This is a genomic window from Marinobacter segnicrescens, from assembly GCF_900111555.1.
Classification (GTDB): Bacteria; Pseudomonadota; Gammaproteobacteria; order Pseudomonadales; family Oleiphilaceae; genus Marinobacter; species Marinobacter segnicrescens.
In genome coordinates, this window is record NZ_FOHZ01000011.1 from 60,024 (window position 1) to 75,805 (window position 15,782).

Below are 15,782 nucleotides of genomic sequence, written 5' to 3' on the forward strand. Positions count from 1 at the left end.
ACCTTAAACCGTACAATGATACTTACTGATACTAATAACGACGTCGCCGCCCAATCGCAAGGGTGATCAACAGGAGATACCATGAAAGTTACCGACTTACCCCAACACTGGCAGGAAGACAAGAAGCCCGCCGAGCGGACCCATGACTACAACCTGCGCCTGCCGCTGGAGGATGCCGCCAGGGTTGCAGCGCTGGCGGAGATGTATCCGGGGCGCAGTGAGACGGATATTCTGAACGATATGATTGCGGCGGCGCTGGATGATCTTGCGGAGAGTACGCCGTTGAAGGATAAGCTGAAGAAAGGCTAACCAAGGCTTTGAAGCCCCTCTCCCCTTGTGGGAGAGGGGTTGGGAAGGGGCTGGGGTGAGGGGCAGTCAACTCGAGGCGCTTCGCGCTACCCCTCTCCCCGGCCCTCTCCCCCAAGGGGAGAGGGGGTCCAATTCTCCCCGGCCCTCTCCCACGAGGGGAGAGGGAGTAAAATGTGCTACGACCGAAACTGTGGAAAAATCCGCCGTCAGGCCACAGACACCAGCTGACGACTCTTCAGCTCTTCCATATGTTTCTGGCTCAGAGCCACGAAGCGCGGTGTCAGACCCACGTCTTCGTAAATCTCGTAGCCTTCCTCATCGTAGGCCACTACCTTGTCACCCTGCTCATAGGGGAACGACGTCTCAAGCTCATCAAGGGCAGCTGAAAGCAGGTCCCGCATCAGGTCCTGGGGGGATTTCATGGGGTACAGGGCTGCCAGGCGCGACAGCTCCTCATGGTGAGCATCTGCCAGTTTGACGAAATAAGGGTCACGGGTCAGACGCCCCTTGGCGTGCTTGTCCCAATGTGCGACCAGATCACGGATCTTCATAACGACTCCTGCCTTCGACTACTACCCGATTGTTTTGGATTCTGGGGGCTATTGCCGGAAAAGTACAAACGTACATCGTCCCTCAACCCGCAGTGTAGTTGAATCGTGCAGAATGCAAGCGGGGAAATCGGTAACGATTTGTACTTATTTGTTGTTTTTGCTGGCGAGGTGCTCACTTGCCCGGTGAACGCTCCACACCTTTGACGCTGTTCCAGATGGCATCCAGGACCTCCAGTGATTCATCTTCCATGACCCTGCCCTCCTCTTCCAGCACCTGTTCGATGGCCCGGAAACGGGCTTCGAATTTGCGATTGGTGCGACGGAGGGCCTGGTCCGGGTTCACCTTCATGAAGCGTGCGAGGTTCACGCAGACAAACATCAGGTCTCCCAGCTCATCTTCCACCTCATCCCGAGCGGCCGGATCTTGCTGGGCATTGGCCCAGGCTTCCCGTAACTCCCCGATTTCCTCCTCCAGCTTGTCGAACACCGGGCCGATATCCGGCCAGTCGAAGCCATACCGGGCCGCGCGCCGCTGTAACTTGTCAGCCCGGGTGAGGGCCGGAAGCGATGCAGGGATATCCGCCAGACGGCTGGCCGGCTCCTGATCCGTGGTTTCTCCTTTTCCCGCTCGCTCCTCAGCCTTGATGCGCTCCCAGCTGGCAGCGATCCACTCGTCTGTGGGCCGGTTATCCGGATCAACCCGACTTTCCAGGGTACCCTCGGGAAACACATGGGGATGCCGCCGCAGCAGCTTGCGTACCAGGGTATCCACGATGTCATCGAAGCCGAAAAGCTCCTGTTCCTGACCCATCTGCGCGTAGAAAATGACCTGGAAGAGCAGGTCTCCCAGCTCTTCTTTAAGGTGGCCGTAGTCCTCCCGCTCGATGGTGTCGGCTACCTCGTGGGCTTCCTCAAGGGTATGGGGCACGATGGTACGGAAGGTCTGCTTCGTATCCCACGGACAACCCGTCTGCGGGTCACGCAGCCGGGCCATCAGGGTTTTCAGGTCGTCGATGGTATAGCTCATGAACGCTTGCGCCTTACCTCGATGATATTGGGCAGGTTACGGATCTGGGCCAGCAGCCGGGCCAGTTGTTCCAGGCTGCGGATTTCCACCGTAACCAACATGGTGGCGGTGTTCTCATCGATATTGGACAGGGTATTCAGGGACAACACATTGCTGCGTGAAGCCGTCAGCACCTGGGTGATGTCCCGCAGCAAGCCGTAGCGATCGTAGGCCTCGATCTCGATATCCACCGGGTAGGTCGCTTCCGGCCGGCCGCCCCAGCTCACTTCGATAATCCGGTTGGGCTCGAATTCCTTGTGGTGCAGGAACGTCAGGCAATCCTGGCGGTGCACCGTCACCCCACGACCCACGGTGATGTAACCGCCAATAGCATCCCCGGGCAGTGGCTTGCAGCACTTGGCCGCCTGGGTTTTGAGTTTGCCCACACCACGAATCTGGATGTCCGAATCGGTTTCATACTGCCCCTTGCGGTTGCCCAGCAGTTTCAGATCCAGCTGCTTGTCCCGGGGTTCCAGCATTTCCTGGGCCACATGGGCCACGTGGGTCGGCCGCAAGTCGCCGGCACCAATGGCGGCAAACATATCATCGGCGGCCGGGTAGTTGACCTTGCGGGCCAGCTCATCCAGGTCCACCTCGTACAGGGACAGGCGCTTGAATTCGTCCTCCAGGATGGCCCGCCCATCGGCAATGTTCTGGTCCCGGTGTTGCTGTTTGAACCAGTGGGTAACCTTGGCCCGGGCGCGGGGGGTCTGGATGTAGCCCAGGCTGGGGTTAAGCCAGTCCCGGCTCGGCGCCTGGTTGTTGGAGGTGAGGATATACACCTGGTCACCGGTTTTCAGGGGGTAGGTCAACGGCACGATCCGGCCGTTAACACGGGCACCCCGGCAGGCATGGCCCACTTCGGTGTGTACGCGATAGGCAAAGTCCACCGGCGTGGCGCCCTGGGGCAGGTCCACCACGTGGCCCTCGGGGGTAAAGACATAGACACGGTCGGAGGCGATATCGCCAGTGAGGTGGTCCGCCAGTCCGGACAGGTCCCCCAGCTCCTCCTGCCACTCCAGTACCTGGCGCAGCCAGTTGATCTTGGCTTCGTAACCGGTGGAGCGATTGCCGGTATCCGTACCCTTGTACAGCCAGTGGGCGCACACCCCCAGCTCCGCTTCCTCATGCATCTTGTGGGTGCGGATCTGCACTTCCATCACCTTGCCTTCCGGCCCTATGACGGCAGTGTGCAGGGACTGGTACCCGTTCTCCTTGGGGTTGGCGATATAGTCGTCAAATTCGTTGGGAATGTGGCGCCACAGACTATGGACGATACCCAGCGCGGCATAGCAGTCCCGCACTTCCGGCACCAGCAGGCGCACGGCACGGACATCGTAGACCTGGGAAAAGTCGATGCCCTTGCGGCGCATTTTCCGCCAGATGCTGTAGATATGCTTGGCCCGCCCTGCCAGCTCAGCCTGTATTCCGGAGCGGCGAAGCTCGTCCCCGAGGTCCTTCAGTACCTTCTGGATATAGCCTTCCCGGTCCAGGCGTTTTTCGTCCAGCTGGCGGGCAATTTTCTTGTAGGCGGTTTCGTGCAGGTAACGGAACGACAGGTCTTCCAGCTCCCACTTGATGTGCCCGATACCCAGGCGGTGGGCCAGCGGGGCATAGATATCGAAGACTTCCCGGGCCACTCGCATGCGCTTTTCGTAGGCGGCATTCTTCACCGCCCGCAAGGCGCAGGTTCGCTCCGCCAGCTTGATGAGGGCTACCCGCACGTCGTCGATCATGGTGACCAGCATCTTGCGCACGTTGTCCAGCTGGCCTTCTGTCTGGCCCAGCACATTGCCCTTGAGGGGATGATGGATGGCCGAAATCGCCGCCATCTGGACCACGCCCCGAATCAGGCCAGCAACCTCATCACCGAACTCCCGCTGGATTTCCTCCAGCTCGATGCGGCCTTCACGGACGGCACGGTAGAGTATGGCCGCCACCAGGCTGGCCTGGTCCAGGTGCAGTTCCACCAGCACCTGGGCCATTTCGATACCGGTGAGGAAACTGCTGGCCCCTGGCGCCCACAGCCGGTCCTCCTCGACAGCCCGGCGGTCAATCTCCGCACTGAGTTCACAGGCCCGGCGAAACTGATCCGGATTTTCAAGGCGGGTCTGAGCCTCGATCTGCCGTACCCAGCCTTCAATATCCACCTGTCCGTCTGCGGTAACCGCGTAGTCTTCCCGTACTTTTACCATGCCGTTGCTGCCGTCTCTGTCGGTAACCGGGCCCCGCCCGTTCGGGTCAATCCTTCTCGAACAGGGCGATGGACTCTACATGGGTAGTGTGGGGGAACATGTCCATCACACCCGCCTGCTTCAGGCGATAACCCTTGCTGACAATCACACCCGCATCCCGCGCCAGCGTGGCCGGATTGCAGGACACATACACAATGCGCTTTGCGCCAAACGCTGTGAGGTGCTCACAGATTTCCTGCGCGCCGGACCGTGGCGGGTCGATCAGAATCCGGTCAAACCCTTCCGAGGCCCAGCTTTCCCTGGTGAAATCACCATGCAGATTGGCGCCGTGGAAAGTGACATTGGAAAGGCCGTTAAGTTCGGCATTTTCACGCCCACGCACAACCATGGTGTCGTCACCCTCTACGCCAACCACCTGGCCTGCCTTGCGGGCCAGGGGGAGGGTGAAATTGCCAAGACCGCAGAAGAGGTCAAGCACCCGGTCACCGGACTGCACATCCAACCAGTCGATGGCCCTGTGTACCATGCGCTGGTTGATGTCAGCGTTAACCTGGGTAAAGTCCATGGGATGGAACTTCATGGTCAGGTCAAATTCCGGCAACCGATAGCTGAGCCGCTCTTCGCCGTTCTCCGGCCATATGCGATGTACCGTATCCGGCCCCGTGGGCTGCAGGTAGATATGCAAGTCGTGGGCCTGGCCAAAGGCGACCAGCGCCGCGCGATCCCCCTCACTGAGGGGAATCATGTTGCGGAAGATCATGGCGGCCACGTCATCACCGCAGGCCACTTCCACCTGGGCAATGTGCTGAAAAGCCTCCAGCTGATAGATCAGCTTTCTGAGATCGTCGATGCGCTCGCCAATACGAGGGTCCAGCACCACGCAGCGATCAATATCCGCCAGGAAGCTGTTGCGCTTTTCCCGGAAACCCACCAGCACCGAGTCACGCTTGTTGACGAAGCGAACACCAAGGCGGGCCTTGCGACGATAACCCAGGGGCGGTGACCGCATGGGCTCTACCCATTGCTCCGGCTCGATGCCCCCGAAATGGGCAAAGTGCTCGCGCAGGGTGTTCTCCTTGAACCGGATCTGGGCATCGGGCGCCATGTGCTGGAGGCTGCAGCCACCGCACAGGTCGGCGTATTCACAGGGGGGCGTGGCGCGCTCCGGGGACGCCTCCAGTACCTCTTCAGTGCGCAGTTCGTCGAACTTGCTACGGGTGGAGATCATTTTTGCCATTACCCGCTCACCGGGCAACGCGCCGTCCACGAAACGGGTCTTGCCCTCTTCCCGCGCAATGCCCCTGCCATCATGGCTCAGGGTTTCAATGATGCACGGCAACGGCTCTTTGGGCAGGGGTTTCCTGCGTCTGCGACTCATAGAAAGCTCTCTGGAAATCGGTATATATCAGGCGCCGGGAAATACGCCGGTGGACAGGTAACGGTCACCGCGGTCACAGATAATGGCCACGATCACGGCGTTTTCAACCTGCTCGGAAAGTTTGAGGGCCGCAGCGATCGATCCACCGGAGGATACGCCACAGAAGATGCCTTCTTCCCGGGCCAGCGCCCGCATGGTGTTCTCGGCTTCGTCCTGGCCCACGTCAAGCACCTGGTCCACGCGGCTGGCATCGTAGATTTTGGGCAGGTACTCCTCGGGCCAGCGGCGGATGCCCGGAATGGAGGAGCCCTCCTTCGGTTGCAGGCCGATGATCTGCACATCCGGGTTACGCTCCTTCAGGTAGCGGGACACCCCCATGATGGTGCCGGTGGTACCCATGGAGCTGACAAAGTGGGTCACACGGCCCTTGGTCTGCTCCCAGATTTCCGGGCCCGTGGTGCGATAGTGGGCCAGGGGATTATCCGGGTTGGCGAACTGATCCAGCACCGTACCCTTGCCCTCTTCCTGCATACGGGTGGCCAGGTCGCGGGCGCCTTCCATACCCTCTTCCTTGCTGACGGTGATGATCTCGGCGCCATAGGCACGCATGGACGCGCGACGCTCCTCGCTCATGTTCGCGGGCATGATCAGCTTCATGCGATAACCCTTGATGGCCGCGGCCATGGCCAGGGCAATACCGGTATTGCCACTGGTGGCTTCGATAAGGGTATCGCCTGGGCGGATTTCGCCTCGCTTTTCCGCCTCCTGGATCATGCTGATGGCAGGTCGATCCTTAACCGATCCGGCAGGGTTGTTACCCTCCAGCTTGGCCAGAACAACGTTGCTGGTCTCACCGGGCATACGCTGCAGGCGGACCAGTGGGGTATGACCGACATAATCCTCAATCGTGGGGAAATGCATGGCGTTCGCGCTCCTCGTCGGGATGGGCTGGCTTTAACAGCTTTTCAGTCCGCCTATGTTACACTGATGGCGCTTCTGAAGCAGGCTCCGGAAGGCCTTCTCGCGGTGGGCATCATACCCGCATCCGGGCAACCCGCCCAATAGGCGATACCGCTATGGCCATGACTACCGGCTATAAGGCCCGCCTTGAATGCCTTCTGCAGGCACCGGACTACACCATGGAAGCCGACGAGGGATCGGAAAAGAGGTAGAAGAACCGTATGCGTCGTTGGGGTATTCGAAAAAAGGTCCTGCTGGTCACCCTGGTTCCCACGCTGATTACAACGGTGCTACTGGGGCTTTTCTTTACCTGGAGCTGGGTCCAGAACATCAACCAGTTGCTGGAAGACCGTGGTGACTCACTGTCACGGCAGCTCGCGGCCGCCGCCGAATACGGGATGTTTACAGCCAACCGCAGCCTGCTGAGCAGTCTTTCCAATGCCCTGCTCGAAGAGCGGGACGTCCGCTCCATTACTTTCTACGACGCCCGCCAGGAACGCCTGCTCCATACCGGGCCGGCAAGTACCTTTGACAAATCCGAAGATTTCCCCCGGAGTGCCGTTACCCACTGGCCCTCGGCCGGCAATACGGTATTCATTTCCCCGGTGTACCTGCAGGACCTGATGCTGGAGAACCTGCTGGACCTTGAGTCCCGTGACTCGCCACCGAGCACCATGGAGCCCATCGGCTGGGCTGCCGTCGAGATGTCCCATGTCCGCACCGAAAAGGAAACCTGGAAGGCGCTGTTTATTTCCCTGCTGGTGATCGTCGCCGGGGTACTGCTGAGCCTTGCCATCGCCCTTCGCCTGAGCCGTTCATTCACCGATCCGGTATTCGAACTCAACCGCGCCGTTGCGCGCCTCAAGGAAGGCCACCTGGACACCCGGGTCCACACCGGGGCCGGCCCCGAGTTCGAACAGCTGGAATCCGGCCTCAACGCCATGGCCGAGGAGCTCAGCAAGGCCCAGGCGGAAATGCAGCAGAACATCGACCAGGCCACCGAGGACCTGCGGGAAACCCTGGAAACCATCGAGATCCAGAACATCGAGCTGGACTTTGCCCGCAAGGACGCCCTGGAAGCCAGCCGCATCAAATCGGAATTCCTGGCCAACATGTCCCATGAGATCCGGACTCCGCTGAACGGCATCATCGGCTTCACCGAACTGTTGCTGAAAAGTCCGATGCAGAAGCAGCAGGCGGAGCACCTGAGCACCATCCGAAAGTCCTCGGAAATCCTGCTCACCATCATCAACGACATCCTGGATTTCTCGAAGATCGAGGCCGGCAAACTGATCCTCGACCGGGTGCCCTTCCACCTGCGGGAGATTGTCGAGGAGGTCATGGTGATGCTGGCGCCCGCCGCCCACAGCAAGAACCTGGACCTGGTGCACCTGGTCTATGCCGACGTGCCGGACAACATCATGGGTGACCCGTTGCGGGTTAAACAGGTGATCACCAACCTGGTGAACAACGCCATCAAGTTCACCCAGACCGGCGAAGTGGTCCTTCGCGCCAGCCTGGAGGCAGAAGACCCGGAAACCAACCAGGTCACCCTTCGCATCAGCATTACCGACTCCGGCGTGGGCCTGTCCCGGGCCCAGCAGCAGTCATTGTTCAATGCCTTCAGCCAGGCAGATGCCTCTACCGCCCGCCAGTACGGTGGCACCGGCCTGGGGCTGGTAATCTCCAAGCGCCTTGTGGAAGAGATGGGCGGCACCATCAGCCTGGAAAGCGAGCTGGGCAAGGGTTCCACCTTCTGGTTCACCCTCACCACCGAGCTATCCACACGCACCGATGCACCACTGCCCCACGATGCCCTGCGGGGCGAACGGGTGGTGTACCTGGAACAACAGAAAACCACTGGCCTTGCAGTAGAACATATCCTGCGGGACTGGGGCATGCAGGTGGTGCGGGCACAGTCACCAGCCGACCTGCTGGAACGGGTGGAAGAGGCCCAGCAGAAGCAATCCGGCTTTGCCCTGGCGATCATCGGTATCACTCGTCACCTGCTCAACTCCAGCCAGTACCGGGAACTGATCCGCACGCTGGAAGTCGACCGGGACTGCCGTACCCTGCTACTGACACCCACCCTGGAAACCCACGACACCGCCCTTTCGGGTCTGACCAGCGGACACCTTACCAAGCCTGTGTGCAGGGAACCGCTGTATGACGAACTGCTGATGCTGGTGCATGGCATTGATACCGGCCAGCGCCAGCTGGAGCAAGCCGCAGCCCGCAGTGTCTATCCAGCGCCTGACAGCCCGTCGAGTCTGCCAAGAATCATGGCGGTGGATGACAACGAAGCCAACCTGAAACTGGTGCTTACCCTGCTGAAGGATTGCGGCATTCCGGCCGACGGTGCCACCAGCGGTTTCGAGGCCCTGAGCAAGGCCCGAAACCAGAGCTTTGACCTGATTTTCATGGACCTGCAGATGCCGGGCATGGACGGCATCGAGACCACCGCCCGCCTGCGGGGGCTGGATGACTCCCACCACCGCACAGCCATTATTGCGCTGACTGCCCACGCCCTGGCAGACGAGCAGGAACGGCTTATGCAGCAGGGGTTCGATGGTTACCTGGCCAAGCCGGTGAACAGCCAGCAACTGATGGACACCCTGGTGGACTTCACCGGCTACCAGCCCACTGACACTCAACGCAGCCAGGGCAACATAGCCGAGTTCCGGGACACCCGCCGCCCCTTGCGGCCGTCTACAAGGCGGCGGCAGAAGCCGGTGGTGGATGTGGCCGAGAGCATTCGCCTGGCCGCCGGCAAGGTGGACCTGGCGGAGGAGTTGTTCAGTATGCTGCTCGAACAACTGCGCCCGGACCAGGAAACCATTCGCCAACGCTGGTCCGCCGATGACTACGAAGCGGTACTGGAATGCGTGCACAAACTGCACGGTGCTACCCGGTACTGCGGCGTTCCGGAACTGCGGGACGCCTCGGAACAGTTCGAAACCGCCCTGAAGCGGCGTAGTGACGATATGAATTCGCTACGGGAGAACCTTCTGGCCGCCATGGAGCGACTGGATATCTGGGGAGATCAGACGGACTGGCAGGCCTTGTTTCGGCGTAGCGATGAGGTAAACCCTGTTTAGCCCAAAAAGCCCTAACTACGAGCCTGGTCCAGAATCGCCCGCATATCCCGGACCGCCTCTTTCAGGCCGGTAAACACCGCCCGGGCAATAATGGCGTGGCCGATATTCAGCTCATTGATGCCAGGAATGGCCGCCACCGCCAGCGTATTGTGGTAGTTGAGCCCGTGACCAGCGTTGACCACCAGCCCCTTGCGCCGGGCGTACTCTACTGCCTGCTTGAGGTTCGCAAGGGTATGCGCCTGTTCCGCCGGCGTATCCGCCTCGGCGTATTCACCGGTATGAAGTTCGATCACCGGTGCCCCACAACGCACCGCAGCGTCGATCTGAACCGGGTCGGGGTCGATGAACAGGGACACCTCGGCTCCGATGCGAGCCAGCCGGTCACAGGCCCGTGCCACCCGCTCCTCGTTGCCGTCGACATCAAGGCCGCCTTCAGTGGTCAGTTCCTCCCGTTTTTCCGGAACCAGGCACACACATTCCGGCCGCACGTTCTCGGCAAAGCTGAGCATGGCGTCTGTCACGGCCATCTCCAGGTTCATACGGGTATTCAGGGTCTGCCGCATCAACAGCACGTCCCGGTCCTGGATGTGGCGACGGTCTTCCCGGGGGTGGATAGTGATGCCGTCGGCACCAGCTTCCTCTGCCACCATGGCCGCCTGGACCGGGTCCGGGAAACGGGTGCCCCGGGCCTGCCTGAGGGTGGCCACATGGTCGACGTTGACTCCGAGCAATACACGATCTTTCATGGCTGCCGTCCTGTGTTGTTGGATACGGGGATGGATGATTCGGAATCAGGTTGAGCCTGAACGCCCACCAAAAAGCGCACGACTGTTCAAAGGCTTGCCCTGTAACAAAAAGTCGGTCAGCGACCTCATGACCTGTTTCGCGACCCGGCGGGCTTCGGGAGAATGAAGGTCTCCGGAGGCCAGTGCCAGCAGTGCCTCGCCAGGCAGTCCGCGCACGCGGGTGTGTTCCGCCGGGGTAGCCAGTATGCCCTGCTGGGGATCGTAACAGTAGCGTTGCCCGGCCTGAACCGCCTGCCCCAGATCCGTCGCTTCATCCCAGGCGAAACCGTATCCAAGATTCTCGGCAAGGGCCATTTCGAAGCGGCGCAGCACCGGTTCCACATCCCCGTCGGCGGAGGCAAGCTGGTCGAGGGCCTCGATGTAGGCCGCAAACAGCTCCTGGACCGGGTCGAAGGGGGACAGCAATTTCTGCAACACTTCGTTGAGATAGAATCCACTGTACAACGCCGTGCCGTGGCCGAGTTGAACGCCGGGACGGGTGTCGGTATGGGTCAGGGTCTTCAGGTCGGCACGGCCAGTCCAGTCCACCAGCAGCGGCTGGAAAGGTTGCAACTGGGCCTTGAGAGCACTGCGGGTACTGTTGGCGCCCCGGGCCACGACCCCCACCTTGCCATGGTTGAGGGTCAGCAGGTCTACCAGCAGACTGGTTTCCCGGAAGGGACGCCGGTGCAGCACATAGGCGGGTTCCTGTTGTACCTGCCCTGCCATCGCGGCCTCAGCTGTCGTGCATGCCCAGGCTCTTGAGGGCCCGGTCGCTGTCGGCCCAGCCGCGCTTCACCTTGACCCACAGCCGCAGCATGACCTTGCCGTCAAACATGCGCTCCATGTCGGCCCGTGCCTCCTGGCCGATACGGCGCAGGCGCTCCCCCTTGTCACCGATGACGATCTTCTTCTGTCCTTCCCGCTCCACCAGGATCAGTGCCGAGATGTGCAGGGTCTTGCCATCATGGCGGAATTCCTCGATCTCCACTGCCACTGAATAAGGCAATTCGGCACCCAGCTGACGGGTGATCTTCTCCCGCACAATTTCGGCAGCCACAAACCGTTCACTGCGGTCGGTGATCTGATCGTCCGGGTAAAAGTGAACGCTCTCCGGCAGAAAGCGGGAGACCGCCTCCTCCAGGGGTTCAATGTTCTGGTCTTTCAGGGCCGACATGGGAATGATCTCGGCAAAGTCCCGCTTGGCGGCAAGTTCCTCAAGCACCGGCAGCAGGGTTTCCCGCTTTTCCAGCTTGTCCACCTTGTTCACCGCCAGGATTACCGGGCAGGTCAGGTGGGTAAGCTTGTTCAGCACCATCTCGTCTGCCGGCGTCCAGTGATGACGGTCCACTACGAACACCACCACGTCCACATGCTTGAGGGCGGCGGAAGCGGCCCGGTTCATGTAGCGATTAAGGGCTCGCGGCTCCTCTTCGTGCATGCCCGGGGTATCCACGTAGATGGCCTGTACCGGCCCTTCGGTCTTGATGCCCAGGATCTGGTGACGGGTAGTCTGGGGCTTGCGGGAGGTAATACTGAGCTTCTGCCCCAGGATATGGTTCAGTAGCGTGGACTTGCCTACATTCGGGCGGCCCACGATGGCCACGAAACCGCAGCGGCTGTCGGTATTTTCAGGCCGGGTAATGTCATTCATCAACTGTTCTCCACGCCCAGCTGCTTGAGGGCAGCACGGGCTGCCTGCTGCTCGGCGATGCGGCGGCTGCTGCCGACGCCGGTGGTCTTGCGGTCCAGCGAAGGCATGGCGCAGGACACGTGGAAGGTCTGGGCATGGGCCTCGCCGTCCACCGAGATCACCTCATACCGGGGCAGCGGAAATTGCCGTGACTGCAGGTATTCCTGCAGGCGGGTCTTGGGATCTTTCTGGGTGTCCTGGATATCGAGGCGCTCCAGGCGCTTGTCGAACCAGCTCAGCACCTGCTCCCGGCAGGTGTCGAAAGTGCTGTCCAGGTAGATGGCGCCAATGATCGATTCCACGGCATCCGCCAGGATCGAGTCCCGGCGAAAGCCGCCACTTTTCATTTCCCCCGACCCGAGACGAAGGTACTGGCCCAGCTCGAACTCTCGCCCGATTTCCGCCAGGGTCACCCCTTTGACCATCCGCGCCCGCAAGCGGCTGAGCTGGCCTTCCCGGGCCCGCTCGAAGTTATGATACAGATGCTCGGCAATGATCATGTTCACCAGCGAGTCACCAAGGAACTCCAGCCGCTCATTGTTCTGGTTGCCGAAGCTGCGGTGGGTCACCGCCAGCAACAGCAATTCAGGATCATTGAACTGGTAGCCGATGCGGCGCTGCAATCTGTCCAGGTCGGGTTGGTTCGTCACTGTCCTGTCAGCTCGTAGAAATGACTGAAACTGATTACCGCATCCACGTTGTACACCACGTGGGTACGAACTTCGTAATCCAGGCTGATGACCACGATGTCACCATCCTTTTCGATCTGGATATCCTTGGCATTGAAGCCATCCACGTTGTTCACGCTCAGGCGCTTGGTCACCAGACGACGCACATCCGCCGGGGTCATCTGTGACAATCCTTCTTCGCCATCAAGGCCTTCCAGGGCTCCCTGAACAGTGTAGTCATCAAGGTAGGCCGGGCCCAGCTTGATCACCAGTGTCAGCAGGCTGGCAAAGAACAGTACCGCAATCAGGATACCCAGGGTGGAAGCACCACGCTGCTGGAAGTATTGGTTCATACGCACGTACCTCATACTAGCGGCATTACGCCGACAAACGTTCGTAAAATCAGTCGATGGAGCCTACCCGGTCGAACGAGGGCAGGCTGGTGATGGAGGGCCACTGCATCCAGATCAGGAATGCCTTGCCAACCACCATATCATCCGGAACCATACCCCAGAAGCGGCTGTCATTACTGTTATCCCGGTTGTCTCCCATCATGAAGTAGTGCCCATCCGGAACAATCCATTCCCCTTCACCCACGCCAGTGCGAGCGCCGAGGTCGCGGTAAATCAGGTGTTCCACATCGCCCAGTTGCTCTTCCAGCATTTCATAGGGGGGCAGGTTCGCCACGAACCGGGTCGACACACGCTCACCGTTGATGAACAGCTCCTTGTTACGATAGCCAATCCGGTCACCCGGCAGGCCCACCACCCGCTTGATGTAATTGGTGGTGCCGTCCTGCGGGTAACGGAAGACCATAATATCGCCACGCTCCGGGTCACCGATGTCCACTACCTTGGTACCAGCCACCGGCAGGCGCAGGCCGTAGGCGTACTTGTTCACCAGGATGAAATCCCCCACTTCGAGGGTTGGCAACATGGAGCCGGAGGGAATCTGGAAGGGTTCGATCAGGAACGACCGCAGAACCAGCACAATGGCCAGCACCGGAAAGAACGACCGGCTCAGGTCCACCAGGTAGGGTTCTGGCGGACCGGCCTGCTCGTCGCTGGCGCCTGCTGAACCGCCGCTGGCAACCGCAGCGCCGCCTGAAGCCTCCCATGCGGCTTCCCGTTTCGGTCGGAGGAACAGCCGGTCACCCAGCCAGATAATGCCCGTGGCGAAGGTCAGCACGACCAGGATCAGCGGAAAATTGATATCCATTCAGTAAAGCCCTAGTTATCCACTTTCAGCACCGCCAGGAACGCTTCCTGGGGTACCTCGACGTTACCCACCTGCTTCATCCGCTTCTTGCCTTCCTTTTGCTTCTGCAGCAGCTTCTTCTTGCGACTGACGTCACCGCCGTAGCACTTGGCCGTGACGTTCTTGCGCAGGGCCTTGACGGTAACCCGCGCAACCACCTGGTTGCCGATGGCCGCCTGGATGGCGATATCGAACATCTGCCGGGGTATCAGCTCCTTCATCTTCTCGATCAGCGCACGGCCCCGGTGATGGGCCTGGTCCCGGTGAACAATCAGCGCCAGGGCATCAACCCGGTCGCCGTTGATCATCACATCCAGCCGCACCAGGTTGGCGGCCTGGAAGCGAACGAAGTGATAATCCAGCGAGGCAAAGCCCCGGCTGGCAGACTTGATGCGGTCAAAGAAGTCCAGCACCACTTCGGCCATCGGCAGTTCGTAGGACAGCTGCACCTGGTTGGCCAGGAACAGCATATTCTTCTGCACGCCCCGCTTTTCCTCACACAGCGCTATGACGTTGCCCAGATGCTCCTGGGGCACCAGGATACTGGCCTCCACAATGGGCTCGCGCATTTCCTCGATGGAGCCGATATCCGGCAAGCGGGAAGGGTTGTCCACAGCCTTCACCTCGCCGCTGCGGGTCACCACCTCGTAGATTACCGTGGGCGCGGTGGTAATCAGGTCAATGTCGTATTCCCGTTCCAGCCGCTCCTGGATAATTTCCATGTGCAGCATGCCGAGGAAGCCGCATCGGAAACCAAAGCCCAGGGCATCGGAGTTCTCTGGCTCATAGAACAGTGAGGCATCGTTAAGGGTGAGCTTCTCAAGGGCATCCCGGAAGTCTTCGTAATCGTCCGCACTGACCGGGAACAGGCCGGCATAGACCTGGGGTTTGACCTTCTGGAAGCCGGGAACCATCGGGGTTTCATCGGCGTACTTCTGGTGCACGATCGTATCACCCACCGGCGCCCCGTGGATGTCCTTGATGCCAGCGACCACAAAGCCCACATCGCCGGTGCTGAGTTCGCCGGTATCCTTCAGCTTCGGCGTAAAAATACCCACCCGGTCAGCCGTCCAGGCCTTGCCGGTGGACTTGATCTGGATCTTGTCCCCCTTGCTCATCACGCCCTGTCGGATACGCACCAGTGAAACCACGCCAAGGTAGTTATCGAACCAGGAATCGATGATCAGCGCCTGCAAAGGGGCTTTTTCGTCCCCTACGGGAGGCGGAATGCGCTTGATCAGGTCTTCCAGCACATCTTCAACGCCCATGCCGCTCTTCGCACTGCAGCGCACCGCGTCCTGGGCCTCAATACCGATGATGTCCTCGATCTCCTGGGCGACCCGCTCGGGCTCAGCCTGGGGCAGGTCCATCTTGTTCAGGACAGGCACCACCTCGAGCCCCTGCTCAATGGCCGTGTAGCAGTTGGCCACAGACTGGGCCTCTACGCCCTGGCCCGCGTCGACCACCAGCAGCGCACCCTCACAGGCATACAGGGAGCGGGACACCTCGTAGGAGAAATCCACGTGGCCCGGCGTATCAATGAAATTGAGCTTGTACTCGATGCCGTCGCGGGCCTTGTAGTTGAGGGTGACGCTCTGGGCCTTGATGGTGATACCCCGTTCCCGCTCCAGATCCATGGAATCCAGCACCTGCTCCGCCATTTCGCGGTCGGTCAGCCCCCCGCAGACCTGGATAAACCGGTCCGCCAGTGTGGACTTGCCATGGTCAATGTGGGCGATGATCGAGAAGTTACGAATGCGGCTCAGTTCAGTCACAGACAAATGGTTACCCGTAGCAGACGTGTTCACCGGACAGCGGGCGC

The 15,782-nt window shown here is 60.4% G+C and carries 14 protein-coding genes; 2 read left to right on the forward strand and 12 right to left on the reverse strand.

Translation table 11 applies throughout. The features are described from left to right. Window positions 1-81: 81 nt before the first annotated feature. Window positions 82-309: a hypothetical protein gene (locus BM036_RS12025; protein WP_091852374.1), complete on the forward strand. Its 228-nt coding sequence runs from the start codon at window positions 82-84 to the stop codon at window positions 307-309. A gap of 206 nt (window positions 310-515) precedes the next feature. Here BM036_RS12025 and BM036_RS12030 read toward each other — a convergent pair whose 3' ends face one another. From BM036_RS12030 to cysM, 5 genes are all read right to left on the reverse strand, one after another. Then, window positions 516-860 carry a pilin assembly protein gene (locus tag BM036_RS12030; RefSeq protein WP_091852377.1) on the reverse strand — a complete coding sequence of 115 codons (345 nt, stop codon included), beginning with the start codon at window positions 858-860 and terminating at the stop codon, window positions 516-518. 172 nt (window positions 861-1,032) lie between these two features. Further along, window positions 1,033-1,887: a nucleoside triphosphate pyrophosphohydrolase gene (gene mazG, locus BM036_RS12035; protein WP_091852380.1), complete on the reverse strand. Its 855-nt coding sequence runs from the start codon at window positions 1,885-1,887 to the stop codon at window positions 1,033-1,035. Next, a complete protein-coding gene (gene relA / locus BM036_RS12040) occupies window positions 1,884-4,121 on the reverse strand; it encodes a GTP diphosphokinase (protein ID WP_091852383.1) in 2,238 nt (745 codons plus the stop codon). The genes mazG and relA overlap by 4 nt, the downstream gene beginning before the upstream one ends. 46 nt (window positions 4,122-4,167) lie before the next feature. Continuing rightward, window positions 4,168-5,499, reverse strand: a complete 1,332-nt coding sequence (gene rlmD, locus BM036_RS12045; protein WP_091852386.1) for a 23S rRNA (uracil(1939)-C(5))-methyltransferase RlmD — start codon at window positions 5,497-5,499, stop codon at window positions 4,168-4,170. Window positions 5,500-5,526: 27 nt separating this feature from the next. Further along, on the reverse strand, window positions 5,527-6,420 hold the full coding sequence (gene cysM, locus BM036_RS12050) for a cysteine synthase CysM (protein ID WP_091852389.1): 894 nt from the start codon (window positions 6,418-6,420) through the stop codon (window positions 5,527-5,529). 260 nt (window positions 6,421-6,680) lie between these two features. Here cysM and BM036_RS12055 point away from each other — a divergent pair, with 260 nt between their 5' ends. Further along, window positions 6,681-9,557 (forward strand): ATP-binding protein, encoded by a 2,877-nt coding sequence (locus BM036_RS12055; RefSeq protein ID WP_091852392.1) that lies wholly within the window; start codon window positions 6,681-6,683, stop codon window positions 9,555-9,557. 11 nt (window positions 9,558-9,568) lie between these two features. On the opposite strand, the gene pdxJ is transcribed toward BM036_RS12055, so the two are convergent. The 7 genes from pdxJ to lepA are packed head-to-tail and all read right to left on the reverse strand — an operon-like array spanning window position 9,569 to window position 15,735. Beyond that, a complete protein-coding gene (gene pdxJ, locus BM036_RS12060; RefSeq protein WP_091852396.1) occupies window positions 9,569-10,303 on the reverse strand; it encodes a pyridoxine 5'-phosphate synthase in 735 nt (244 codons plus the stop codon). Window positions 10,304-10,348: 45 nt separating this feature from the next. Continuing rightward, window positions 10,349-11,071, reverse strand: a complete 723-nt coding sequence (gene recO / locus BM036_RS12065; protein ID WP_091852399.1) for a DNA repair protein RecO — start codon at window positions 11,069-11,071, stop codon at window positions 10,349-10,351. A 7-nt stretch (window positions 11,072-11,078) separates the two neighbouring features. Beyond that, on the reverse strand, window positions 11,079-11,996 hold the full coding sequence (gene era / locus BM036_RS12070) for a GTPase Era (RefSeq protein WP_091852402.1): 918 nt from the start codon (window positions 11,994-11,996) through the stop codon (window positions 11,079-11,081). Next, the gene (gene rnc / locus BM036_RS12075; protein WP_091852405.1) at window positions 11,996-12,685 is read right to left on the reverse strand and encodes a ribonuclease III; all 690 of its coding nucleotides are present in this window, start codon (window positions 12,683-12,685) and stop codon (window positions 11,996-11,998) included. Before rnc ends, era begins: the two co-directional genes overlap by 1 nt. Further along, a complete protein-coding gene (locus tag BM036_RS12080) occupies window positions 12,682-13,056 on the reverse strand; it encodes a DUF4845 domain-containing protein (protein ID WP_245742600.1) in 375 nt (124 codons plus the stop codon). The genes rnc and BM036_RS12080 overlap by 4 nt, the downstream gene beginning before the upstream one ends. 49 nt (window positions 13,057-13,105) lie before the next feature. Next, complete coding sequence (gene lepB / locus BM036_RS12085; RefSeq protein WP_091852412.1) at window positions 13,106-13,921, reverse strand: signal peptidase I; 816 nt, start codon at window positions 13,919-13,921, stop codon at window positions 13,106-13,108. 11 nt (window positions 13,922-13,932) lie between these two features. Continuing rightward, the gene (gene lepA / locus BM036_RS12090) at window positions 13,933-15,735 is read right to left on the reverse strand and encodes a translation elongation factor 4 (RefSeq protein ID WP_091852555.1); all 1,803 of its coding nucleotides are present in this window, start codon (window positions 15,733-15,735) and stop codon (window positions 13,933-13,935) included. Window positions 15,736-15,782 lie beyond the last annotated feature (47 nt).